Source organism: Bacillus sp. z50 (genome assembly GCF_058313585.1).
Map to the genome: position 1 here is coordinate 642,492 of NZ_JBZFQL010000001.1, position 25,380 is coordinate 667,871.

The 25,380-nt window shown below is 38.5% G+C and carries 28 protein-coding genes; 4 read left to right on the forward strand and 24 right to left on the reverse strand.

Annotation, left to right across the window (positions count from 1 at the left end):
• The first annotated feature begins 137 nt into the window (after positions 1-137).
• Together AC4G3N_RS03035 and AC4G3N_RS03040 are read left to right on the forward strand one after the other, a co-directional pair.
• On the forward strand, positions 138-773 hold the full coding sequence (locus tag AC4G3N_RS03035) for a class I SAM-dependent DNA methyltransferase (protein WP_139891998.1): 636 nt from the start codon (positions 138-140) through the stop codon (positions 771-773).
• 131 nt (positions 774-904) lie between these two features.
• On the forward strand, positions 905-1,828 hold the full coding sequence (locus tag AC4G3N_RS03040; RefSeq protein WP_308810535.1) for an alpha/beta hydrolase: 924 nt from the start codon (positions 905-907) through the stop codon (positions 1,826-1,828).
• A 111-nt stretch (positions 1,829-1,939) separates the two neighbouring features.
• Here AC4G3N_RS03040 and AC4G3N_RS03045 read toward each other — a convergent pair whose 3' ends face one another.
• The 5 genes from AC4G3N_RS03045 to AC4G3N_RS03065 form a co-directional block, all read right to left on the reverse strand.
• Positions 1,940-2,218: a DUF3784 domain-containing protein gene (locus AC4G3N_RS03045; protein ID WP_066107697.1), complete on the reverse strand. Its 279-nt coding sequence runs from the start codon at positions 2,216-2,218 to the stop codon at positions 1,940-1,942.
• A 117-nt stretch (positions 2,219-2,335) separates the two neighbouring features.
• A complete protein-coding gene (locus AC4G3N_RS03050; protein ID WP_491089696.1) occupies positions 2,336-2,824 on the reverse strand; it encodes a WapI family immunity protein in 489 nt (162 codons plus the stop codon).
• A 457-nt stretch (positions 2,825-3,281) separates the two neighbouring features.
• On the reverse strand, positions 3,282-4,085 hold the full coding sequence (locus tag AC4G3N_RS03055) for a hypothetical protein (RefSeq protein WP_491089697.1): 804 nt from the start codon (positions 4,083-4,085) through the stop codon (positions 3,282-3,284).
• Positions 4,086-4,328: 243 nt separating this feature from the next.
• Positions 4,329-4,853, reverse strand: a complete 525-nt coding sequence (locus AC4G3N_RS03060; RefSeq protein WP_066107705.1) for a DUF2199 domain-containing protein — start codon at positions 4,851-4,853, stop codon at positions 4,329-4,331.
• 243 nt (positions 4,854-5,096) lie between these two features.
• The gene (locus tag AC4G3N_RS03065) at positions 5,097-5,366 is read right to left on the reverse strand and encodes a YesK family protein (RefSeq protein ID WP_066107708.1); all 270 of its coding nucleotides are present in this window, start codon (positions 5,364-5,366) and stop codon (positions 5,097-5,099) included.
• A gap of 289 nt (positions 5,367-5,655) precedes the next feature.
• Between AC4G3N_RS03065 and AC4G3N_RS03070 the strand changes: the two genes are divergently transcribed.
• Entirely contained in the window at positions 5,656-7,305 is a 1,650-nt protein-coding gene (locus AC4G3N_RS03070) for a DUF2339 domain-containing protein (RefSeq protein WP_491089699.1), read from the forward strand.
• Between the two features lie 83 nt (positions 7,306-7,388).
• On the opposite strand, the gene AC4G3N_RS03075 is transcribed toward AC4G3N_RS03070, so the two are convergent.
• From AC4G3N_RS03075 to AC4G3N_RS03090, 4 genes are all read right to left on the reverse strand, one after another.
• Positions 7,389-7,709 (reverse strand): iron-sulfur cluster biosynthesis family protein, encoded by a 321-nt coding sequence (locus tag AC4G3N_RS03075; protein WP_066107713.1) that lies wholly within the window; start codon positions 7,707-7,709, stop codon positions 7,389-7,391.
• 143 nt (positions 7,710-7,852) lie between these two features.
• Complete coding sequence (locus AC4G3N_RS03080; RefSeq protein WP_066107718.1) at positions 7,853-8,065, reverse strand: hypothetical protein; 213 nt, start codon at positions 8,063-8,065, stop codon at positions 7,853-7,855.
• A 241-nt stretch (positions 8,066-8,306) separates the two neighbouring features.
• Entirely contained in the window at positions 8,307-8,645 is a 339-nt protein-coding gene (locus AC4G3N_RS03085; protein WP_066107721.1) for a YolD-like family protein, read from the reverse strand.
• Positions 8,646-8,673: 28 nt separating this feature from the next.
• Positions 8,674-9,933 (reverse strand): Y-family DNA polymerase, encoded by a 1,260-nt coding sequence (locus tag AC4G3N_RS03090; protein WP_139891685.1) that lies wholly within the window; start codon positions 9,931-9,933, stop codon positions 8,674-8,676.
• A 724-nt stretch (positions 9,934-10,657) separates the two neighbouring features.
• Between AC4G3N_RS03090 and AC4G3N_RS03095 the strand changes: the two genes are divergently transcribed.
• The gene (locus tag AC4G3N_RS03095; RefSeq protein ID WP_148629933.1) at positions 10,658-10,996 is read left to right on the forward strand and encodes a heme oxygenase; all 339 of its coding nucleotides are present in this window, start codon (positions 10,658-10,660) and stop codon (positions 10,994-10,996) included.
• Between the two features lie 79 nt (positions 10,997-11,075).
• On the opposite strand, the gene AC4G3N_RS03100 is transcribed toward AC4G3N_RS03095, so the two are convergent.
• The 15 genes from AC4G3N_RS03100 to AC4G3N_RS03170 form a co-directional block, all read right to left on the reverse strand.
• Positions 11,076-11,921, reverse strand: a complete 846-nt coding sequence (locus AC4G3N_RS03100; protein ID WP_491089700.1) for an aspartate/glutamate racemase family protein — start codon at positions 11,919-11,921, stop codon at positions 11,076-11,078.
• The gene (locus tag AC4G3N_RS03105) at positions 11,918-13,294 is read right to left on the reverse strand and encodes an FAD-dependent oxidoreductase (RefSeq protein ID WP_139891679.1); all 1,377 of its coding nucleotides are present in this window, start codon (positions 13,292-13,294) and stop codon (positions 11,918-11,920) included. The genes AC4G3N_RS03100 and AC4G3N_RS03105 overlap by 4 nt, the downstream gene beginning before the upstream one ends.
• A 4-nt stretch (positions 13,295-13,298) precedes the next feature.
• On the reverse strand, positions 13,299-13,742 hold the full coding sequence (locus AC4G3N_RS03110) for a GlcG/HbpS family heme-binding protein (protein WP_139891677.1): 444 nt from the start codon (positions 13,740-13,742) through the stop codon (positions 13,299-13,301).
• Between the two features lie 20 nt (positions 13,743-13,762).
• Positions 13,763-14,497: an SDR family NAD(P)-dependent oxidoreductase gene (locus tag AC4G3N_RS03115; RefSeq protein WP_139891675.1), complete on the reverse strand. Its 735-nt coding sequence runs from the start codon at positions 14,495-14,497 to the stop codon at positions 13,763-13,765.
• Positions 14,498-14,512: 15 nt separating this feature from the next.
• Positions 14,513-15,928: an FAD-binding protein gene (locus tag AC4G3N_RS03120; RefSeq protein WP_139891673.1), complete on the reverse strand. Its 1,416-nt coding sequence runs from the start codon at positions 15,926-15,928 to the stop codon at positions 14,513-14,515.
• Entirely contained in the window at positions 15,925-16,818 is an 894-nt protein-coding gene (locus tag AC4G3N_RS03125) for an isocitrate lyase/PEP mutase family protein (RefSeq protein WP_225983586.1), read from the reverse strand. Before AC4G3N_RS03125 ends, AC4G3N_RS03120 begins: the two co-directional genes overlap by 4 nt.
• A 14-nt stretch (positions 16,819-16,832) precedes the next feature.
• A complete protein-coding gene (locus AC4G3N_RS03130) occupies positions 16,833-17,618 on the reverse strand; it encodes an adenylyltransferase/cytidyltransferase family protein (RefSeq protein ID WP_491089701.1) in 786 nt (261 codons plus the stop codon).
• Between the two features lie 24 nt (positions 17,619-17,642).
• Entirely contained in the window at positions 17,643-18,593 is a 951-nt protein-coding gene (locus AC4G3N_RS03135; protein WP_139891669.1) for a VOC family protein, read from the reverse strand.
• Positions 18,594-18,734: 141 nt separating this feature from the next.
• Positions 18,735-19,688: an SMP-30/gluconolactonase/LRE family protein gene (locus tag AC4G3N_RS03140; protein ID WP_139891667.1), complete on the reverse strand. Its 954-nt coding sequence runs from the start codon at positions 19,686-19,688 to the stop codon at positions 18,735-18,737.
• A gap of 316 nt (positions 19,689-20,004) precedes the next feature.
• Positions 20,005-21,006 carry a 4-hydroxy-2-oxovalerate aldolase gene (gene dmpG, locus AC4G3N_RS03145; protein ID WP_490551293.1) on the reverse strand — a complete coding sequence of 334 codons (1,002 nt, stop codon included), beginning with the start codon at positions 21,004-21,006 and terminating at the stop codon, positions 20,005-20,007.
• Entirely contained in the window at positions 21,003-21,890 is an 888-nt protein-coding gene (locus AC4G3N_RS03150) for an acetaldehyde dehydrogenase (acetylating) (protein ID WP_139891663.1), read from the reverse strand. The genes dmpG and AC4G3N_RS03150 overlap by 4 nt, the downstream gene beginning before the upstream one ends.
• Before the next feature lie 9 nt (positions 21,891-21,899).
• Positions 21,900-22,670, reverse strand: coding sequence for a 2-keto-4-pentenoate hydratase (locus AC4G3N_RS03155; protein WP_491089703.1), 771 nt, complete (start codon positions 22,668-22,670; stop codon positions 21,900-21,902).
• A gap of 14 nt (positions 22,671-22,684) precedes the next feature.
• Positions 22,685-23,155, reverse strand: coding sequence for a flavin reductase family protein (locus AC4G3N_RS03160; RefSeq protein WP_139891659.1), 471 nt, complete (start codon positions 23,153-23,155; stop codon positions 22,685-22,687).
• A 16-nt stretch (positions 23,156-23,171) separates the two neighbouring features.
• Positions 23,172-24,125: a VOC family protein gene (locus AC4G3N_RS03165; RefSeq protein ID WP_139891657.1), complete on the reverse strand. Its 954-nt coding sequence runs from the start codon at positions 24,123-24,125 to the stop codon at positions 23,172-23,174.
• Between the two features lie 23 nt (positions 24,126-24,148).
• Entirely contained in the window at positions 24,149-25,357 is a 1,209-nt protein-coding gene (locus tag AC4G3N_RS03170) for an acyl-CoA dehydrogenase family protein (protein WP_140461635.1), read from the reverse strand.
• Positions 25,358-25,380: the final 23 nt, after the last annotated feature.

Sequence of the window (25,380 nt, forward strand, 5' to 3'; positions counted from 1 at the left end):
AATTAAGTCAGGTATGGTTTTAATACTTTTTAATAGCCTCTATTTCCTTTTTCCTATTTAAGGCAAAAATTGTAACTTTATACCATATTATTCATATAAATATGATATGATTTATTAGGAACTAAAGGAGGGGTATGATGGGCAGAGAATTTGACCAGCTATTTGATGAATGGGCTGCTAATTATGATGAAACGGTATCCGGTTCTGATGACCAATATACCGATGTTTTTTTACATTATGAACAAATCCTAGAAACAGTTGCATCCCATGCGGAAGGCTCTGTAATCGAATTCGGAGTCGGAACAGGGAATTTGACTGCACGGCTACTGGAAAAAGGAAACCAAGTTCTCGGAATTGAGCCTTCCACAGAAATGAGAAAAAAGGCAAAGAAAAAGCTCGGATCCTTATCAATTGTAGACGGTGATTTCTTTCACTTTCCGGTTGAAAATGGAGTCGACACATTTGTAAGCACCTATGCCTTTCACCATTTAACCGATGAGGAAAAAGAGAAAGCTTTTGCTCTATACTCCAATCTTCTAACACCAGGCGGAAAAATCGTTTTTGCGGATACGATGTTTTTAACGAAAGAGGATCAGCAGGCGGTCATTGATAACGCTGAGCGCAACAATTTCGATCGATTAGCAGAGGATTTACGAACTGAATATTACACGACGATCCCTTACTTGAAATCAATCCTGGAAAAGCATCAATTTCATGTAACATTTGAGCAGCTAAATACATTTGTCTGGCTCATGCATGCCACTAAACAATAATTAAACACTAGCATCTATCCCTATAGCAATATAGGGTTTTTCGTTTGTGAATCTGCCTATTATTTCAATGTTTGTTTTCTCTGCAGAATGGTAAACTAAAGGATGATAATGTGTTTTTCGGAGGGTTTCATTTGAAAAAGAAAAGATGGTATTTTATCTTCGGTGTCATGATTGCATACATAATCGGAATTGGCGTATTCTTCTCTAACATGCTGATGTATATGAAACGAAAAGATGTTGAGGTCGTTCGGAAACGTGAAATCGAGGCAGGCCGTTTTGACACTGCTTCCTTTCAAAAACTGCCTCAGGAGGAGAAATGGATTCAATCCAAACATGGATACCGGATTCATGCTATATTTGCAGAACCACATAAGGAATCAAAAAAATGGATGATCATTGCGCACGGAATCACTGAAAATAAATGGAATTCGATTCGCTATGTCAATTTATTTGCAAAAAAAGGATTTAACACCGTCATTTATGATCATCGCCGCCATGGTGATTCGGAAGGAAAAACAAGCAGCTACGGATATTATGAAAAAGATGATCTTGCCGCTATTGTTGATGAATTAAAGGCTCAAAAGGGTCATGATATTTTGCTTGGTATCCACGGTGAATCAATGGGTGCGGTCACCCTGTTACTATATGCCGGCACCGTTGAGGATGGAGCTGATTTTTACATAGCGGATTGTCCATTCTCCGAATTCTCCGAGCAAATAGCTTACCGCCTAAAAAAAGACTTTCGTCTTCCAAAATGGATGGTTCTTCCCTTCGGGGATTGGTGGCTTAAACGGAGAGATGGCTATTCATTTAGAGAGGTTTCTCCTTTAAAGGCAGTAGAGAATATTAAAAGCCCTGTTCTTTTTATCCATAGTTTAGAGGATGCGTATATTCCCTCAACCATGAGCGAGGAATTATATGAACACAAAAAAGGACCGAAACAGCTATACCTAGCCGAAAAAGGCCAACATGCCCAATCCTATAATACGAATCCTGAAGCTTATGAAAAAGTAATCGATTCTTTTCTTAAAGCACATGTGCCCCCTTTCTTCTAGGGTGGCACTTTTTTAATGGCTGTTTTCGTAAGGATTATTTTTGCTATTGTTCATTTAACTCGTTATTCAACTAAACCCCATTCGTATTATAAGGTTGACCAAGGATATGTTCTATTTTATTTTGACATTGATAACAACAATACCAATCAAAAGCCATAAAATATATAATGCAAATACGTAATAGAAAAAACTGTCCGGAACCAAAGGAAAAAAAACAGATATAATGCCCAGGCCAATAAATAATATGCCCGCATACTTTGAAAGTTTCTTTTTATCTTTAACCTGACCTTCCACATATCCTGCTAAAATATGAACTTTCCCCTTTCCCCAAATGATATAAGCAAGCAAAAAATGAAACCCTGCAGTGATAAGACCAACAAAAAGCTCCACCATTTCTCCTCCTTTTATACAGCATTTGCATTATATATCTTATAATATTATTTCTTTCGCTAACCTGCCCCTACACAGCTCCTGATATTAGAACAATGCCCTAAGTAAGATAAGAACTTACTTTTTTATTCCATTTGTATTTCCGTAATGGTCAACAAATGATCTCAAGTCCTCTAATGTTGAGGATAAAAAAGTTTGGTCACATTCCATTTCAAAGTGTAATTCATTTTCCATATGTGCTTTTTCCTTAAAGTAACCTTGTAAAACAACTTGCCCCATTTGATTGAATACAACCTCTAATTTAAGAGAAGTTTCGTAATTCCAAAAAGTAGCCATTCCTTTAAGTTCACGATAGCACTTATCTAATTGCTTATAAAACTTATATATATCCCCAGTCGTAAACCACAATTCACCTAAGACATAATAGTTTCCGTTCTTAATTTCAACGATGCCCACAGCATCATAACCACCAAAATGACTTGTATCTTCAGGAAAACCACTTATATTTTGTGATTCAATTCGGATAAAGCCTTGATTGCCTTTAACAGTAAAACCATTCATAGTTTCAACTCGTTTCCCAGAAAGCTCATGTTCAATAATAACCATTGCGAATTCCATTTCTTCCTTAAGAGTTCAACAGAAAAGAACATTAATCCTCCCTAGATCTATGCTCCAGTTCGTTTTAATGCAACTCTCCACTATCTATCTTCCCTTTTCATCTAATCTATTGGTATAGAAATTAAAAACTTCTTCTGATTTTTCATATTCTACTAAAGTTCTATATCATATCCCTTACTTTTCGTATTACTGCCCCCCCTTAGTTAATTAAACATATGTAAAAATCAAAATATCGACATTACTTAACCATAAGAGATATGGGCTGTTCTTATCTAACACTTTAGAAGCTCGATGTATATCTAAAATTAATAACTATACTTCTTTACGTTATTTTACGTTAAAAATAGGTTCATTTTTGTACTACACAACAGAACCCCGTTAAGGATAATCTCGCCTTACATATAATTAAAACCGCCTATACATTAGGCGGTTTAATGCTTTATCATCAATTATTTTTCCCTAATTCCTCAAATATTCCAATCTTAAGCTTCACTTTTCCATTGTCATTTTCATACACATCTAATACAAACATTTTATAATCGCCGTAATTCTCATCAAAGAAATCTCTTGCGCTTTTTGGCATATAACAAATTTCTTCATAGTCTATTTCTAACGTGTCTTTGTCCTTTTCAAAATCATAGCCCGTATTTACTTCATTACCTACGTTATAAATCTCTGTAATAGCAAATTCATCCCTATGAGTGACAGTGAAAGTTTTAAGGGGTTTAGTGTCCTTGTAATAGTCCCATTCTGTTCTATCAGCTTCATTACAATATTTGCATTTTCTGTAGCCCATTTTTTCTGCTTCATCTGTTGCTATTGCTTTCCATCCTTTAAAATTTTCTTGATATTCGGCAGGCCAGTTCTTAAAACAATTAACGTGTGTATGATACGTTTTCCCGCCGTCAGATAACAAGCAAATATGGCTGTCATTAAGTGTTAAGTTAAGGTTATATTCCTTAGTTGTTCCATCTGAAAATGTAACGGTAACGGTTTCTTTTTCCAGCTTTTCAACCGGGCTTGATTGTTCAACAGGTTCAATAGATACAACGGGCGCTTGCTCTTGTTTTAAGATTTCAGCGTCTTGTGCAGTCTCATTTTTTGGCGGCATAACGGTCTGTATAGTTCCTTGTTTTATTGGTTCAGCCTCACGCGTCGTTTGTTGATTTCGATTTACTGGGCTTTCTTTTTGACGCTTAAAATATAGATACGCCGCCAAGCCCAAAATCAAAAGTAAAATACCAAGCATTTATCACATCTCCTTAAATATAATTACCATTTTGGTAAATACTAGCTCTGAAAATTTGTCCATGTCGAAAAAAGCAATTCTATTATTTAGAATCTCCTTTGATATCCTATCTTATGAGTTCTTTTATTACGCCCTATTTGTTTGATACTTCGTTGATCTTTACCAATCCAATTATAAGCCCATTATAAAAAGGCATTGACCTTCTTGAATCAATGCCTCCGTCAGCTGAATTAGAATGAGGTATTATTGTTCCTCTTCATTACATAATTCTTCAGCAACCTGCTTTATACGTTCCATTGTTACACCTTTTCTTTGTTCAATAGCTAAGGGATGGTTAGTTGGTTCCATCTCTATGTAAGGGGGGATTCCAAGTGGTCGAGTGTGTACATTTATTTTTAAATTTACTGTATTGGGGTAACAAGAAATATCAGTTGATAACCAACCAAACATCGGTTCTAGTTTATCTTCTCTTCCTTCCACAGCCCAATATTCAATTGTTTTATTAAAATTTGTTTCACTCAATGAAACCCAGACATCCCAAATAAACGGTCCATCTCCGTCTTTCACAGGAATTTCTATACATCCACGTATAAAGAAATGTTCATCGTTCACTATGCACAAATCTTCATTCATTTCAATCCGTTCTTCTTGTTCTTCTAACGGTATATCGTAGCAATAGTCAGGAACAGGGCTACTATAGCTCATAGGGAGCTCATCGTGGAACTTTCCACAGCAGCCACATAAATAACCTTCATTATATTTACTCATTTAAATATCCCCCATAAAATCGTTTTCGATTAACTTTATCTCCCCGGATTAAAACCTTAATTGGTTTTTATATACATTTATTATTGTAATTTTATCATAGTCCCTTTAGAGCTCACCTGCCCCTACTTCCATTAGAAATTCAACACAAAAAGGCATTAATTCTTCTTAAATCAACGCCCTGTTTGTTTAAATACATTTATTCTCAACGTCTAACAATTTATTGATAAAACTGTTAATCATTGTTTACAAGAATGCATCCTTTTTTTTGCCTATAGAAGACATAGCAAAGATAAACGGTGTGAAAAATAAAAGAGTAATTGCAAGTATTCCATATGCAGCACCTTCAAAACCCCTTACTTGAAAGCTGATGATGAAAATCACAACAGAAGTTAGTAAGGATAAAAAAGGGGGCAATTTTGTATAAGCGCTTTGATATTTCTTAAGAAAATAAGTTATAACAATAAAGATAATGCCAATAATTACACCTAAACCAACCGGGACAAAGACTAACATAACAAACCTCCTATAAAATTCCATTTTAAAGATGATTAATACTAACACAATAATCTGAATATTTAAAGTTGTTTTTTCCATACTCTTAGACCTATTTAGTGAAAAAGGGAAAATTTAAATAAACACATTAGGATTCGAAACGTAAATAACATAAAGATTGAATTATTAATACCCACCTCCTTTTAGCATATGACTACAGAAAAAATACTGGTATAATAAGGGAAACGAGATACTGAAAATTCTGAGTTTAGAGGTGTGTAAATGATTAAACAGAGAAGAGGCGGAATGGTTGGACGATAAAATTTATGATTTATCCAAACGAATAAGATATATGGAAGAAGAGTTAGTGGAGTTAAAAAAAGAGTTAAGAACCATACATAATGAAGTTAATCTTAATGTGGAAAACAAAAGTGAAAAAGTTGAGATAAAAAGAAATATCAAAAAACCTGAAATAAAACCAGAAAAAGAATTAATCAGCTTTGAATCTATGATCTCAACTTGGTTACCTAGAATATTTATATTCGTTTTTATTTTAGGTGTTATTTGGGCTTTTATGGCAGCATCTGAAAACGGATGGATAAATCCCGTGGTTCGTGTAATAGTTGGTTTCTTATTAGCTGGATTCTTATATATCATTGGAGAAAAGCAATATAAAAAGGCAAAGAATACGTTAGGAATAGTATTGTTAGGCGGAAGTATAATTGTTTATCTTATATCTGTCTTCTCCGGTAATGTTTTGTACCACATTATCCCATTCTATGTGACTGTATGTTTATTAGCGCTCGGAATATATATAGGAGTTTATCTATCGAGAAAATACAAATCTCAATCCTTGCTTACCATTATAGGAGTAGGTGCTTATTTTTACCCTTTCCTATTTGCAGGAGACAAAGGGAATGAATATGTATTTTATATATACGAAACTGCTGTATTTATAGGATTAATACTAGAATCTCTTAGAGGGCAATATAAAATCACTTGGAATGTGGCAAACTATGCATTTATGTTCACTGTATTATTTTTTGGATTAGTAGGCAGTGGGGAAATTTCAACCTTAACGTTCCTCACAATCGCTATTCAGCATTTCTTTATTATTTATTTAACATTTAAAACAAACAACATATTTGTTAAAAATATGTATATTCCAGCTATCACGATCGGTTCATTATTCATGCTCTTAATCGGAGTTGATGTGTTTGATCAAACACCAAGCTACCAATACACGTTCTATTCAATAATGGCCATCGTATACTCTTTGCTTAGTTACGTGAAAAATAAAAGTCACACTGAACTAAAAAACATTTTCTTTGTTATTTCGATGTTCTACATATTTATACTGCTAAACGATATAGTGATTGATCCATCATCAAAATTAATCCTCTTTACCATGCAAGCCGTACTAGTTTACTATTTTGCTCAAATAAGGAAGAGTATATTAGGGACAATAGCTAGCATAATACTGCTCTTATCCGTATTGGTACAATTATTCGACAAGCCGGGATACATGCTATCACTAGAAACTGTTGTTGTATGGATGATCATAATCAGCTTCTTCTTTGTTCTCTATATAAAAGAAACAATAACAAAAATCATCGACAGAAATATAATGGAATCTACTTTACCCTATATAATAGAAGTATTACTGATCATATTTATAAGCAAAATGGCATACTATTTCACAGATGATTCTTCTTTAATGATTAAGAATATCGGTTTGTCATTATCTTGGGTCATTATCGTTGGAGTAACATACGGGTTATTTAGTTACTTTAAAGAAAAAGTTTGGAAAAACATCGGCTTAATATTCCTGTTTATTACGCTATTAAAAGTTACTTTCTACGACCTATCAGGTATAGATGTAGTTTGGAAAGCAATATTATTCATCATACTTGGCGTAATTGGGCTGCTTATTTCTAAGGTGTTTTATACAAAAAAATGAGTGGGATTTCCCTTTGCTTTCGTTTAAAAAAAGGTTCAGTCAAAATTTCTGACTGAACCTTTTGAATTTTCTCCTTATAGAGCCTATTGAAAGATGACATTCATCATTGGATTTAAATACTGATTAGGGCTTTTCAGCTGATAGCTATTTGTACTGCTGGAATAATCAATAATAAGCTTTTCATCTAAAAAGATTTCATGATATTTATTTAACCATACAGGATAGGCATTGGTTTCCCATTTTACTTCTTGAGAAGTAGTTTCTTTAACAAAATATAAATTGGTTACACCGCTTACTACGCAGCCACAGCCTTCTGTTTCATACTTCAAACAAAATACGCCTTCTTGATCTGTCAGCTTGTCTTTTACCTTTTCTAATGCTGCGTCTGTCCATGTAATTTCCACTGTTGTCCACCATGCTTTCTCTCTATTTATCTCATAGGTTCCCGATTTCACTTAACCCGCAAACCTGTTAATAATTAAATCTGAAATAAAAAAAGCAGCATTCAATGAACACTGCCTCTATGTCTTAAAAATGAACGTTCAGCTTAATGAACTGCTCTCGTATGTTTTTGTATCAAACTTTGTAAAGCCGCCACTGCTTCATCGCCAGTATACGTACCTTTATAACTGAAACCATTCTCTGAGCAATATTTTTGCCCTAATGCTACAGCATCTTCTTTAGTCATTTCTTTTTTTAACTCTCCTATAACTAATCCATAAGGTGCTTGATAAATCGTGCTATATTTTTCTTTTTCCATTTTTCTTTACCCCTTTTGTTTTGATATCCCATGGCAAAGTTATCAGAACTGAAATCGATGTTAAAAATTCATTATCTGTATATTTCTTACTTCTAGGTCTATATACATAGTAAACTTTTTGTGGAATTTTGTCTAATATTTGCGTTTTCATGTCCTCAAAATTGGGTAGTAAAGTTTATTTAGAACAAAAAAGAAGAGCCATAACCAACATATGCATAAGCTTATAGCAAATTGCAGGCCATCAATTTTTCAATTGTACGTCCATAATTTCCTGATAAAATACAAAACAAACATCTCCGTCCTCATCAACGATATGAAGCTTTTGAGCCTGTTCATTGCAATAATGAATATGTCCTTCCACCGTACCGTACCGGCGACTGGCTGTACGGTAATAGCGGATCATCACAGGCTTCCCATATTCCAAAGCCTCCATAATTATCGTATTCATCGCTTCCACTTGCTGTTCATCAAGCTCATTCCTTGTTTCATAGCTGTCCTCATGTGCCCATGCTCTAAGCATTGTTACGTGTTCAGGCAGCATCATTGATGTCCATTTTATTTTTCCGCGATCTCGAATCATTCCCTGCAGCCTCCATTTCACTTGTCTGTTATGCTCTATGTCCTCCAACCAACGTACTTCGATGCTTGGCCGTTCCTGCCTCTGTATACGACACGGCACGTAAAATCGCATTCGATCCAAATTTTTTACGCATTCGATCCATCACAAAGCCAAGTTCGCGTTTGCGCCAGCTATCCTGGTCAAATAGACTGATTTGCATCTCTCGATCGGGGATAACATTCGAAAGTGTAATAGAAATTTTCCTAACTGTTTTGCCTGTATAAAACCGTTCAAACAAGGTTAAACACATTTCATAAATATCCATCGTAATATTGGTCGGCGTTTCTCTTGTCATAGAGCGATGAAATCCGCCTCCAAATTCATCCTGGCTATAATAAATTCCCAAGCTGACGGTTCTGCCCGCCATCCCGCTTGCACGTGTTCTTCTTGCTACTTCCTCACTCATTTCCAGAATAACATGCTTGATTTCCTCAGGCTTTTTATAATCACGCAGTAAAACCTGGCCTTTTCCAAAGCTGATTTGCCCTTCCATAATCGGAGCACCGATATCCGATAAATCAACACCCCAGGCATGGTGATACAATTGATTGCCCATAATGCCAAACTTCTTTTCAAGCGTCGCCAGATCATAACGCGCCAATTGACCGATTGAAAAAATCCCCATTCCATTCAGCTTCTTTTCCATCGGCTTTCCGATTCCCCACATTTCGCTCAAGGGGGATAAGGGCCATAATTTTTCTGGTACATCCTCATAGGTCCATTGGGAGATTCCTTTTTTCTTGGCCTCCAAATCAAGACACAGCTTAGCAAGCAGCATATTCGGACCGATTCCAATCGCGCATGGAAGCTGGAATTCCCGATCAATTTCATCCTGGATTTTTTCAGCAATTTCTACGATATCTCCCCATAGACGAGTGGTCCCATCCACCTTTAAGAAGCTTTCATCCACACTGTACGTATGAATTGCGCTTTTAGGTACATATCGATTGAATAAACGGCTGATTTCAGTAGAGATACGCAAATACGTAGCCATATTAGGATTAACCTTTATAATGCGCGGATCATCCGGAATCTCAAACAATCTCGAGCCTGTCTTAATGCCAAACTCTTTCTTCATTTTGGGAGATGAAGCCAGCACCACACTGCCGCTCCGTTCCGTATCACTCACCACAGCCAAATAACATTCAAGCGGATCCAGTCCCATCATCACCGCTGAACAGCTGGCAAAAAAACTTTTCATATCCACGCACATAACATAATGATGCGGTAAAGTACTGTAATCAATCATGTTAAAACCTTCTTTTAAATAGAATGTATGTTCGTCTTTATTATATTCTTAATGATAAGCGAATATACGTTCGTATTCAATGGAAAATTATTTACAATTTATGTATAAGAGCATGGAAGCGTGCAAATACTTTAAGACAACGGACATAGTTCACCATAAAAATTTACGAAAACGTTTTAAAAACAGTCGCTTCATCTACTATTATTTTCACTTTTCTCCTTTTCAATTCGCTCATAAATAAGTAAATTAGAGCAATTATGTTGAGTTTCGTTCAATTATTACGAAAATCGCTCAATTCCACTCCATTTCCGCTCGATTATATGGAATTCCGCTCAATTAATATCAATTTCCGCTCAATTCCTGCGAAAATCGGCTGGATTACTAGACTAATCTAGCTTATACAGTCATTTAGTCACTCAAATTTTGACTCGTAAGTCTCGAAAACTCTTAATTTAAGATCTTTTTGCAAAAAATAATAGAAAAATTGATTACTAATCTATTTGAAGGGTTATATAGAAGGATGAACGAACTATGTTGGTTATTTCATCATGCAATGCTTTTCAATCATATAGAAAAAATATGATAGAGCCATGATTAGCAAATCCTAAAGCATAATGAATTCAAAATCTTCGAAAAAGATATATAATAGCAGTGTAAGAGTGATTTTCAAAGAAGTAATCTGATATATTTTCCAGAAAAATAAAAATAAAAGGAGAATGATCACATGATTGTTGTTCAAAACAAAATTAAAACCAAACCAGGTTTCGCAGAAAAAATGGCAGGCCGTTTCACTTCCGGTAACGAATTAGATAAATTTAAAGGATTTGTTAAAGTAGAGGTTTTACTTACAGAGGGCCTGACAGAATATGATGAGATGAGCGTCAATATGTACTGGGAGGATGAAGAAAGCTTCCTTGCCTGGAAAAACAGCGACTCCTTCAAAAAAGCGCACAAACGTCCGGAAGGCAAACCGGATGAAGCTAAACAGGACTCTCCTATGTTAGGAAGCCAACAAACTACATTTAGAGTAGCGTCTGTAAAAGAAGCAGCTCCAACAAAATAATGTACGCAAAAGGTCTTTCCAAAAACTTAGGAAAGACCTTTTATGCTATATTCTATCAATATAATCATGCTCAATTGTATTAATTAGCAGCAAACTCACGCACGGATAATCCAAAATCCATTTCCTTGGTTATAGCTTGCAACTGATAATAGTCACGCAGTTTTTCAACAATCTCTTCGGGTGGTTTTGCATGATAATACCCTTTTCGCGTAGTCGTCATACCACTAATTTTCTGCAAATCGACAAGTGATTCACACATTTTAATGGCCGAGCCGAATGAATCGATAATCGGGACATCTTCAATATGATGAATACCGTGGGTTGCTAAAAATATATTCATCGGACCTTCTCCAGGAATAATGACATCTGCCCCTTCGGCAATAGCTGTTTTTGCGGCAGCTTTAAATTTCTCCAAAATCGGCTCAGGATTTTTAAATCCTTCCAAAATATCATAAAATCCAATATCCGCCTGAATAATCGGGCCCAATCTTTGTTCAAGACCATATTGCTTCGCATTAAAACGTAACTGATCTGCCAGTGGAGCTAAAAAATTCACGATGCCTATTCTTGTTCCAAGCATTGAGGCAATATGCATGGATGCCTGGCCGTAGCCAATAACCGGGATGTCCACTAATGAACGAGCCTCAATCAAGCCGACATCCGGTATGGTAGCTATAAAAACAGCATCATACCCTGCCCTTTCAGCAATCAATGTGTTTCGAATAAATTGCTCTTTATGCAGGCTTTGCAGATAGTTGTAGGTAATATAGTGCCCCGGGTATTGAGCAGGATAAGTCTCCTTTGTCATTCCATGTAAGACGACATCAACATCTGGTCGAGCAATTTTGGATACATGCTGTATGACCGCATCACGATATTCAGGTATGTCTTCAATGGAAGTTAAGCTTTGATGCCAAATTTTCATCGCGCTACCTCCTCTTCCTTTATTCGAAGGGCTTGTTCAGCAGCAATACGTCCAAAAATAGCTGCCTTTCCGAGCGAGCTCCCTGTCATATAACCCGCTCCATGGAAGCCACCCACCATTTCTCCGGCTGCATATAATCCTTTAATTGGGTCGCCGAACGGATTTAAAACTTCTGCATCCTCGTTTACACGAACTCCTGCATATGTAGCGAGCATAGCAGTCACTGTTTCCATTGCGTAAAAAGGACCGGTTTGAATCGGGGGTGGCTTACCAAATGTATGGGTCAATGTGTTACGACCGAATGGGTCATCACTGGTAATAAGATGCCTATTATATGAGTCAATCGTTTGGTGAAGAGATTGACTTGGGAGACCTGTTTTTTCGGCCAATTCCTCAAGTGTCTCAGCCTGGATAATTAAGCCTTCATTAAACAATAATTGAAAATCATATAGCGCATCATGTTCGACACCCTGATCCATAACCGTTTGATCCCAAACTTGAAATGTATGTTGATTAGGCTGCTGCAATGCAGCATCACCCAATAATTTGTAGGAAATCGACTCATTAACAAATCGTTTCCCCTGTTCATTCACAATGATGCCGCCTTTATAAAAGGCATGAGCCTGCCGTTTCTTTTGATTAGTAGAACTCGGATGAAAGCCGTATGTTCCTTTTAAGTATGGAAAATCCTCTAACCAGGCACCTACGGAAGCTGCTAATTTAATGCCATCTCCATGGTTCCCTTCTCCACCTAACCTGATTGTGTGTTCAAGCTGTGGTGCAAAGGCTCCTAATAAATCTTCACTTTGTGAGAATCCACCTGCGGTTAAAGCGACCCCTTTAGATGTATAGCATTCCTTTTGCTCGCCATTTTGTTGATAAAGTACACCCACTACTTTTTGTTGCTCAGTTAGCAAACGTACGACAGGACTATTAACATGCAGTGAAACACCATTATTCAAAGCATGGTTTTTCAGTGTTTGAATGGCCTGATCAGGAATGATCGTATGCCCCCGAGGGCTTGAATGGCCACTTACGGCCTGACAATTTTGAAATATTACTCCATGTGAAACTAACCAGTTATAAGTGGAAAGCTGATGTTTCCCATATGCCTGAACCAGATTTTTATCATTTTTAAATTGACCGACAACATACAAATCATTCATCAAACTCTCGGTAGTATCACTTATGCCAAGCTTACTTTGAAGTTCTGTTTCAGCAAACGCCATAAAACAACCGCTAAGCAATGAACTGCCACCGATGTCTGCCTGCTTTTCGAAAATGACAACATTGGCACCTCGCTCTGATGCCTCAACAGCTGCACAAAGACCTGCCATGCCAGCACCAACAATAATCAAATCAAACTGATTCAAAAAGCTACACTTCCTTTACTGCCTCGACTACACTTAATCCTGCCTCACAAAGCTGCATATCATGCGTATAGTGACCGCCGCTGACGCCTATTCCGCCTACACACTCACCATTAACGTGAATTGGATAACCGCCGCCAAAAACGACCAGGCGATTGGTATGTACTAAACCTGTCATTAAAGGTGGATCATCTTTTAAGCGATCATACCACTCATGGGTTGCACGATTGTATGCTGCAGCTGAAAATGCCTTGTTTTGAGAAATCTCCAATGCCAATACAGGTGCTCCATCCATTGCTGAAAATGCTTTTAAATTACCTGCTTTATCAACAATAGAAATCGCAAATTTCATTCCCAGTTCTCTTCCCTTTTCCTCTGCTTTTTCAAGCATAGCTTTGGCTAGTTCCAATGTAATCGTTTGTTGCGTGTAAGCATAAGTAAATTCTTTCATGATCCTATCCCCTTTATTATTTATTTTGCTATACCGACAGGCGTTCCGGCACCAAAAGCCTCAACCGAAGTAGCGGTAATAGCTTTGCTTTTTGGCAGTGCTAAATCAGCTATAACATGAGCAATATCAATCGGCTGCAGCCAGCCTGTTTTATCAATGTTAGTCCCCAATGCATCCGTCATTTGTGAGTCTACCGGACCGGGGCAAACTGCATTAACGCGTATGCCAAAAGGTTTCAATTCTTCTCCCAATGCCTTTGAAAAACCAATAACTGCATGCTTAGAGGAAATATATGCACTGCGATTGGGACCGCCTTTTGTTCCCCAAATGGAAGAAATATTTATAATAATCCCTTCCTGGCGATTTTTCATCGAGTCCACAACCTCACGGCAGAAATAATATGGTCCGTGTACATTAACATCAAACATGTTCATCCATTCTGCGGTTGTCGTTTCTGTAAATGGCTTTAGCAGCATGGCACCTGCATTGTTAATTAATATATCAATCGGTCCCAATTGCTTGTTAACCTCATATACGGCTTTTTTTACTTCCTCTTGATTGGCTACATCACAAGATACAGCTATCGCTTTTACTGAATAGGTTGTACGAATAAAATCAGCAACTTTTTCACACTCTTCCTGATCCAGTGCACAGATGGCGATATCCGCGCCACGAGAAGCCAATAAAGCGACGGTTTCTTTACCAATTCCACGGCTTGCACCTGTGACAAGAGCCACTTTTCCCTTTAATTCCACCCAATCATCTCCTTTTTACCGGGTTGTTTGGAAACTGGAAATATACGAGACCGCATGTTTACCAGCCCGTCGACCAAATACCAGACATCGAAGCACAGATGTACCACCCGGATATTTCCCGTAGTATACGCCTGAAGTTTCACCAACTGCATATAAACCCGGAATAGCAATATCGTCTCCCGTTAACACCCTTCCATCTGTATCAGTAGCTAATCCGCCATTTGTAAACACATTGCAGCAATGAACTGGGTAAGCAATATAGGGGCCTTCGTTGATAGGAATGGACCAATTGGATTTATTTAAAGTCAATCCCTTGGTTGCTAATCCATCTAACCGGTTATAGATAAATTCACCTTCCGGACAAGCGCTATTAAATTCCTCCACCGTTTTTACGAGATTCTCTGAATTCACATTTAGTTTTTCGGCCAATTGTTCAATAGAATCAGCGACAACTGCTGGTATATCTGTCTGAAGTGCTTCTTCATAGTTTGGAATCGAATACATTTTTTGATCTGTAATCATATAGGCAATATGATTTTCACAGGTATAGAAGATTTTACGGGCCACTTCTTCATATTGTTCATCAATGGTGGTTACACCCTCATCCGTAAAACGCTCTCCATTTTGATTTACTAAAATAGCATACGGAAACAACATGACTCCGGCTTCCTCACGTTTACTGCGTGGATCAACCGTTTCAGCGTGGAAGGAATCAAATTGGCCATTCCCCGCTGCCCCAATATTTAAAGCCATTCGAATAGCTTCACCTTTATTAAAGAGCCCTCCTTCTGATACGGGAGGTATTTTATGAGCGTCATGGCCTATATACCGGGCCATCATTTCTTTATTTCCCTGAAATCCACCAGCAGCCAAAACAACAGCATTTGTTTTCAAATGCATACTGCTTCCATCTGCAGAACGTACGAAGATTCCGTTAATAGCTCCTTCATCATTTAGGGACAAATTCCAGGCTGCTGCTTCATAAATAATTTCTACTCCCAAAGCACGGGCACGCTGACTTAGGGTATCGATGATGGCACGTCCACCCCCAACAGGCAGTAAACGCGGACGTGAAGCTGTCAAAAACATGGTTGGCAGAAAATCAAAATCCACCCCTTTTGATTCAACCCAACGCAGTGTCGGTCCTGCTTCGCTTTGTAAGGTCTCTGCATATTCGCGGCCCATCGCTTGATCCGAAAAATTCAACATGTCTTCAACGAAGTTTGGAGCAGGTGTATCAATGTTTTCCATGCGCATATAAGCTGCTGTCCACCGTGTATTCCCGCCTCGTTTTTCAAATGGCGCACGTTCGAGAATAGCAATTGACATATTTTCTCCTGATTCTTTAGCCTTTTCAGCAGCCGCCAAAGCCGTGGCTGTTCCGGCTGCACCACAACCAACAATAATTAAATCGTAATCTACTTCAGTCATCTGGAATCACCACTTTTTAAAGATTCGGAATATTTTACTTCCAATTCATTTATTTCATGTAATTTAAATAACTCCTGTCTTGTTTTCCATGAGCATATATAGTCATGAATATTTTCTTGTGATTGGTCCTGCTGCAACACTCGCAGTGCATCCATTGCCCCTTTAATGGCACCTCGTAACACTGTATTGGCACAAAGCACAATTTTATATCCCATTGCCTGGGCTTCTTCTTTTGAAATAAGAGGTGTTTTACCGCCTTCCACCAAGTTTAATATTAAAGGAATATCCGGCACTAACTTTGGAATGGATGCTATCTGATCGATGGCAGTTGGTGCCTCAACAAATATGGCATGTGCACCAGCTTCCTTATACGCATTCGCTCGGTCAACCGCTTCTTCAATCCCATGGACCGCCAGTGCATCTGTACGCGCGATAATCGCAAAGTCTTCATCGGCCCGAGCATCAAGGGCTGCTTTTATTTTTCCTATCATCTCCTCTTTAGAGATCACTTCTTTTCCATTAAAATGACCACATTTTTTGGGCATCACCTGATCCTCGATCTGAATGGCTGCCGCACCGGCACGCTCCAATATTCTGACCGTTCTTTGCATGTTAATGGCATTGCCAAACCCCGTATCTGCATCCACTACAAGAGGAACAGTTGTTACATCAGCCATCCAGGCAACTACCTGTGCAATTTCTGTTAACGTGGTTAAACCAACATCGGCCCAACCTAGCTGGGCATTTGATATTCCTGCACCTGTCGCATATATAGCTCCAAATCCAGCTTCTTCGACTAATCGGGCAGTCATCGCATCATAAGCACCTGGCAAAATAAATGTTTCAGAACCATTTAATAAATGTTGAAACTGTTTTGTTTTTGATATCATATCAGTTCAATCCCTTAACTAATTACTTGTTCATGCTGGGTTACTCGCTGATGAAAAATGATTGTACAATCTTGATTGGAGAATTCTCGATTAAAAAGTATAGTGTGGCAATCCTGTACATAAATTGTTTGCGAAACCATTCTTACTTCAAAAATAATGCTTACATAATACAGACCTTTTTCAGGAAGTGTATAGTACGGCGCAACGCCTTCTTTAAAGGAGTATTTGACTTGATAAGGCTTGCCCAGTAACTTTGTGACAGTGTCGATCTGACCATTTTGAAGAAGTTCCCGGATGTTGGTTGAACTCACCTTTGAGCCATACATCTCAAACTTTTCAACAACTTCAATACCAATCTTAAACTGACTGTGCGGGGCAATCGTATGAATGGTGCCAGCTCCCCTTTTACCATAGGTGTAATCAAAGCCAGCCACAGCATGTTTCACTTGCATCTTCACTAAATATTCTTGTACAAATGTTTCTGGTGAAAGAGCAGCAAAGTCCTTCGTGAACTCAGTAATATAAAAAATATCTACACCCAACTCTTTTAGCCGCTCTGCCTTTTGTTCCATTGGCATTAAATAATCAACTTCCTGGTTTGAAAACACCGTTTTGGGGTGTGGAAAGAAACTCATTACGGCAAGAGAACAATCTTTCTCATTTGCTATTTCTTTAGCACGCATAATTACTTTTTGATGACCTCTATGAACTCCATCAAAAAATCCTAAAGCCATGACATTCTGCTGACTATTCTCCTGCACTATGGATAGATTTTTCTCGTTGACAATAATCGTTTTCATATTCCTCCCCTGCCTTTTTAGGTATTACCGCGCTTCGATAGTAATATTGTTAAGCTCTTTATCCTGGACGGTATCTCCCCAATATGTGTTACATAATGAGCGTTCTTCCAATGTCCATTCAACCGGCTCCCAGTCTGGTTCAAAAATTAAATAACCGCCGGAAAACAGTTCCACCCGGCAGCCACTGCCCGGGTCCATGACATATAAGTAAATTGCTTGTGATGCACCATGTTTTCCAGGACCGATAAACGTCATTCCGTTTTCTTTTAAAATATCAGCTGCACGTAAAATATCCTGCGAATCATCCAACCAGTATGAAATATGGTGTAGGCGTGCAGGGGTTGGTAACGTGTCTTTCTTTAATAAGGCAACATCATGTACCAATGCGGTAACACTTAACCATCCTGCCAAAATCCCCTCATCCCCACGCATATACTCTCTCATATTGAATCCTAAGACATCGATTAAAAAGTCATAAGATTGATCAGCATCAGTAGATGTGTGTATATTAACATGATCAAAACGACGTGGAGAGATCCCTTTCCTCCATGACTTATAAACTTGATTTTTCAAAACGGAAGCATGCCCATTGAGTGCCTTTGGCTTTTCAACATCATAATACAATTCAAAAGTATGGCCACTTGGCATTTTAAAACGTATGGACTCTCCAATACCTACTGTTGTCCCTTTTGGATATTCTGTTACTTCAACCTCTTGATCTGCCAGCAGCTGTTTAAATCCCTGCAGACATTGAGGTGTTTTTGTACGCCAGCCGATCCGCTTAATGTAACCGCTGTCACCAGCTTCAACACTTAATGTATGATGTTGAAAATCACTGTACGCGCGTAAATAATGGACACCATCTACTTCTTCTGTTTCTTCCAAACCAATGACTTCTTTAAAAAAGAATAATGACTTCTCTAAATCACTTGTCACAAGTGCAACATGCCCAAGCTTTGCAATTTCCGGCTTCATCTTCTCCATGACCTCCTTGCTACAATTCTATTTATCTGAGCCTTCCGCTTACTTCGTTTTAATCTTACAAAACAACAATACGGATAGCTACACAGCATTTTTCTTAAAACTAATTGATTTTCCATAAAAATATACCGAATTTTATCTCTTACTATTTTCATTATTCAGTGCAAATTCATAGTTTGCTACACCGATAGATTCAATCTTCATTTGTAATAAATAACCCGCAAACGGTTCCTGCTTCACTTTTTCTTCAGAAAGTGGTTCATAGGCCGTGGTAACAAATAAGGTATCCATTTTCTCTCCGCCAATCGTACACGAAGATATATGGGATAAGGGAATCACAATTTCCTTAATAACCTGCATCTTCCTCGGATTGATACAAACAATACGAGTCGGCTTTTTTGAAATGGATGCCACAATTCCACCTTTAAAAAGGGAAACCCACAAGTTTCCCTCTCCATCTACTGCCATGCCAGCAGGAAACCCTTCATCCATCTCAAATGTATACACAATTTTTTCAAATTGAATCTGATCGTTTTCCATAAGTTGATATTGGTAAATAGAGTATTTCGACGAATCAATATGATAAAATTTATTTGTTTTCCTGTCCCAATCTAATCCATTAGATAGCGTGATTCCATCCACTTGTACTGAAACATTACCGAACGTATTTATACAATATAATTTTGAATTCGAAAAAGGATATTGCGAAAAGGCAGTATGAGGTGATTCTTTAAAGCTTTTAAAAAAGCCATCCGATGAACCAACCCAAATTTGTCCATCAGGTCCACACTTTCCATCATTCAAATAACACATATTATTCCATGATTCCTGTATAACAAAAGGAGACTTAATTCCCTGTTTAAAGTTTAAATGATATAAACCGTCTTTATATATACCAATAAATCTTCCATCCTTTAATGGAATGATCGCCTTAATCCAGCCTAAAGCATCATATACATTCTCTTGTTCAGTTGCGGGATTATACGTAATAATTCGTTTAGAAGCGATATCCAGCCACATAATTCCATACGCTTCGTGCCAAATGGGGCCTTTACCAAATTTAGCACGATACTGTCCACATTTTTTCATATTTTCATCACCTACGTTTATGGATAGTGTGTCAATTTAATCGAAGTTCTTCTATTCACCATCCCTCATTAAAATTTAACTGCATGAAATCCATTTACTCGGATGTCCGTGCCTTACAGAAGCCATCATCACCATAATCTAAAAACCAGTAAAGTATTTCCCCTACCACCTGAAACCTTATCTGCCAATTAATCTTACAAATGGTAAAATTCTTAGTGGAACTACCATTCATGATTCAAAAAATCGATAGAATTTGAAAAAAGAAGAAAGATCGCTAATTAATCTTCCTTCTTTTCTCTTAGAGATTGCTATAGATCTATTTAGCTAACATTAATTGCTGGGCAACTTCATAAATAAGATCCTCTTGTCCCCCAACCGTTTTGCGTTCACCCAATTCTATTAAAATATCTCGTTCGTCCACTCCAAATTGTCGGGCAGCTTTTTCTGTATGTAATAAGAAGCTTGAGTAAACTCCCGCATAGCCCATAATAAGGCTGGAACCTGAGATTTCTTGCGGTCTTGGCAGGATGGGCGCAACCATCTTATTGGCAACATCGATTATGTTATATAAATCAACACCCGTTTGAATACCAAGTCTTTGCAAAACAGCTACCAGGACTTCTGTTTGTGTATTGCCGCTGCCCGCCCCAAGTGCACGCAGTGAGCCGTCGATATACGTGGCACCTGCTTCAATCGCGGCTAATGAATTAGCCATAGCCAGAGATAGATTGTTATGTGCATGGAAACCAATTTCAATTCCGACATTTTCTTTCAATGCACGGATCCGCTCTGTCACCTGATGAGGTAACATATTTCCTGCCGAATCGGTCACATATACGATCTCAGCTCCATAGCTCTCAAATAATTGAGCCTGCTTCACGATAACATCTGTCGGTGCCATATGGGCCATCATTAAAAAACCAACCGTTTTCAAACCTAATTCACGGCTCATGGCTATATGTTGCGCTCCAATATCAGCTTCCGTTACATGTGTCGCAATTCTTGCCATTTTAGCACCTGCTTTTACCGCCTCTTTCAGGTCATCTTTAATCCCAATTCCCGGAATGAGTAACACAGCCACTTTTGCATTGGTGCATTCTTCTACCGCAGCTTCTATTAATTTCAGTTCATCAACCGCAGATAGACCATATTGCAGACTTGAACCACCTAGTCCATCTCCATGTGCCACTTCGAAATATTCAATATTCGCTCGCTCCAGACCACTCGCAATATTCCGGACTTGTTGCTCTGTGAAAGCATGTTTCATTGAATGGCTCCCATCACGTAAGGATACGTCTAATACGTGAATATCTCTCATGAAATAGCACCTCCCTGCATCACAATGTTCTTCGCCATTTCATTAGCTACACGGGCAGCCGCAGCTGTCATTATATCCAGATTCCCAGAATAGGAAGGGAAGAAATCTCCTGCACCCTCTACTTCGAGGAATACAGAAACCTTATTCCCTTCAAAAATAGGTTCTCCCCGCAGCCGATAACCAGGTACATATTGTTGAACTTCTTTAATCATTGTTTGAATGGACTGTGTAATTTCCGCTTCCTGTCCTGACGCTTCCACAATGGCATGAACCGTATCGCGCATGATAATCGGCGGTTCTGCTGGATTTAATATAATGATTGCTTTACCTTTCTTAGCTCCTCCGACAACTTCTATTGCTTTAGAGGTTGTCCTTGTAAATTCATCAATATTGGCGCGTGTGCCAGGTCCTGCACTTTTACTTGCGACTGTTGCTATAATTTCTGCATATTCTACAGGAACAATCCGGCCAATTGCATGAACGATTGGTATCGTAGCCTGGCCTCCGCAAGTTACCAAATTGACATTATCCTTATCTAAATGTTCCATTAAATTAACCGGCGGCACCGTGTATGGTCCAATTGCCGCCGGTGTTAAATCAATCATTTTCTTTCCCGCTGATTTAACAGCTTCATAATTTGCCTTGTGAGCATAAGCGCTTGTTGCATCAAAAACGATATCGACCAGTTCCATTTTTTCAGATAAACCCTCAATACCGTTATCAATTGTGACATATCCCCGGTCACGGGCTCGCTTTAAACCTTCCGATTCAGGATCAATCCCGACCATAACTGACATTTCCAAAGCATCGCATCGTTCGATTTTATACATTAAATCTGTCCCGATATTTCCTGAACCAATGATTCCTACTTTCAACTTTTCCATATGCTCACCTCATTCCGTAAAAGATAGTTTCACTTCTCCATAGGAACCAAAATCCACTTCAAAGACATCTCCTGATTCAAATGGTACCGCAGCCGTAATCGCACCGGCTAAAATAAAATGCCCTGCCTTCAAAGTAATATCATAGTCTGCAAGCATATTGGCCAACCAGGCCACCGCTTTGGCCGGATTTCCCATCACTGCACTGCTCATACCTTCATCAAATACTTCACCATTCTTCTTGGCGACAACTCGAATATTAGCTAATTGCTCCAATGAAGGCACAGGGTGTTTTTCCCCCAATACTGCACCGGCAGAGGATCCATTATCTGCAACCGTATCCTGAAATTTAAATTGCCAATTCTTAATACGGCTATCAATGATTTCAATGGCAGGGACAATTGCCTCAGTCGCTGCCAAAACTTGTTCACTGGTCACATCAGGACCTTTTAAATCTTCCTTCAAAACAAAGGCCAGCTCAAATTCAACTTTCGGTTCAATAAATTGAGAAACCGAAAGTGTCTGTCTATTTTCAAATACCATCGTATTTAAAATATGCCCAAAATCAGGAGTATCGACATTAAACATCGTTTGCATAACTTTACTTGTTAAACCAATCTTCATTCCTACCAAATGTGCATCTTTTAACTTCTCATTAATTTGCAAAAGCTGAATACGATAAGCATCGTCAACCGAGAGATCAGTTGACGATGTAAAAGGTTCAATCGGTGTTTTCAAACGTTCAGCTGCAAGTAAATCGAAAGCTGCTTTTTGAATATCCAATTTAAATGGCCTCCTTAAACGGTTACAGACTCTAATAACCTGTATTGCCCCGCAAAGAATACAAGGGGATTTTTATCTTCAAGCTGGATTGCCCGGACTTTACCAATAAATAAGGTATGGTCTCCTTCAACATACTCTGAAACAACGTCACAACTAATCTGTGCCAAAACACCGCTTAATACCGGAACATCCGCCAATCGATCAAATGTAATAGCAGCACCGTCTTTCTTCTGTCCAGCAAAAATCATTGAATAGTCTTGTTGATCCTCTGCCAGAATATTGACCGCAAACTGTTTACTTTCACGGATTTTATTTAAACAACGCGCTTTTTCACCGATTGAAATGACAACCAATTTCGGATCGAGTGAGACGGACATAAATGCATTTGCTGTCATACCGTGAGCCTGTCCTTCATGCTCTGTTGTTATGACGGTCACGCCCGTAGCAAACTTACTCATTGCATTTCGAAATAAACGATCATCCATTTGGTTAACCTCCTTTTTATGCTTTAATGGTTGGATTGTTTTCAGTATTGGCGTCCATTTGGTCTCCCCAATAGGTGAAACCAATCTCCATTTCTTCGACTGTCCAACGAATTGGCTCCCAATCCGGTTCAAAAATGAGATAACCATTTGTGAAGATCTCCAGCCTTACCCCACTGCCTGGATCAATGGCATAAATATACATAGCCTGCGAGATTCCGTGCTTCCCTGGTCCTTTGAAGTAAATTCCATTCTCCTTCAAAATATCAGCTGCACGCAATAAATCCTGTGCGTTATCCAACCAATAGGCAATATGGTGAACTTCATGTGTGGATGGTGAATTCGGATCAAAGCTAAATGCAATATCATGGACAAGCGGTGTCACACTTAACCAGGCACCTACATAGGTACCGTCCGGTGCTTCTACATATTCCCGTAAATTGAAACCTAAGTGTTCTTGCATAAAATCGGATAGCTCGTTAGCCGGAAGAGAGCTTAATAGATTAACATGGTCAATCCTTCGGGGTGAAACCCCACGATTCCAAGACTTATGTGTTTGGTTTTTTAATACAGAACGTGTTTCAGGTGAAGCCAAGGTTTTTTCCATATCGAAGTAAATTTCAAATGTATGATTACTAGGGAGTTTAAAGCGAAATGCCTTCCCCTGTCCTTTTTCTGCCCCTTCTTCTACCCATTCGATTGTCATACCACTATTTTGCAACTGCTCCGCAAATAGATCCACATCTTCACGACGTTTTGTACGCCAGGCAATATGATCCAAATGGGATTCTTCTCCTGCACGAATCGTTAATGTATGATGCTCAAAGTCCCCCCAAGCACGCAAATAATGCACACCATCCTGAACATCTGTTTCTTCCAAACCAATAACTTCTTTAAAGAACCATAATGATTTCTCTAAATCTGTACTTACTAATCCAAAATGCCCTAATTTTGAAATTTCCGGTTTACTCATTTTCCCTACCTCCTATTTATCAATCAAGCAAAATACGTATTTGGTTCCAAATCACACATAGTGCGTCCATATGTCTCTAATAAACTCGATGGAGTAATGAAGCCGTGTAAATGCATAGAAATAAAATCACGATAAAAGGTTTGGAATACATTATTATTGTAAGCAAATACAGATCCTGCTCCTGCAAGCATGAGATCAAAAGCTTCTTTGCAGAGCTGGTTGGCATATCCAAACATAGCTTTGATTCGAATACTTTCCTTTTGTGTGAAATCCTGTCCGCGTGTTGAATAATCATCTAAATCATTGATAGCTTGATTAAACAGCATGCGAGCACATTCCAGTTTCATATCAGTCTCAGAAATTTGTAAATGTGTCACGGCAGCCTCGCTCATTTTGGAATAAAAGGTATTTCCAATGCTTGCTTTTGACACACGCTCCTTATGTAGATCAAATCCACCTTGGGCAATTCCCAGTGCTGGGGCTGCAATAGACAAGGTTAAGGATGGCACAAACGGCGTTCGATATAATGGATTCCCCTGTAATTCTTCAATAATATAGTGACCTTGCTGTGCCAGTCGATCTAATGACACACGATGGTCAGGAATAAAGACATCCTTGACTACTACACTATTACTGCCTGAACCACGTAAACCAACTACATTCCAGTCATCCATTACTTCTACATCTCTCCGTGGGATGACTAAAATCGCCATTTCTACTCCGCCATTCCCATCATCTACCGGTGCCCCAAAGTAGAACCAGTCTGCATATGGAGATCCAGAAACAAATGGCCATTGTGCATCTTTGATAAAATAACCACCATCGACCTTTTCAATATCAATACGAATCGGTTTGAAGTTCCCGGCTAGAACGACATCCTGGTCACGATTCGGTCCAAAAATCTCGTGCAGAGCTTCGCGCCCAAATGCATATGAAATCATGTAATCACGAATATTGCTTAACGATACGAACCAGCCGGCTGACGGATTTCCGCGGCTAATTTCTGTGACTACATCAAAATACGTACGCATATCTGTTTCAAAGCCTCCGAACATTTTTGGTCGAAGGATTTTCAGTAATCCGTTCTCACGTATCGCCTGAATAATCTCGTCTGATATTTTGCTCGTTTGATCAATTTCAAGGGTTGCATCACGTAATTGCTTTTGCAGCGAACGCGCCTTTTCGATTAATACCTCGCTGATTTCTTCTCTTTTTACGATAGTTTCACTCATAAGTTCACCCCCACTTTTTGAAT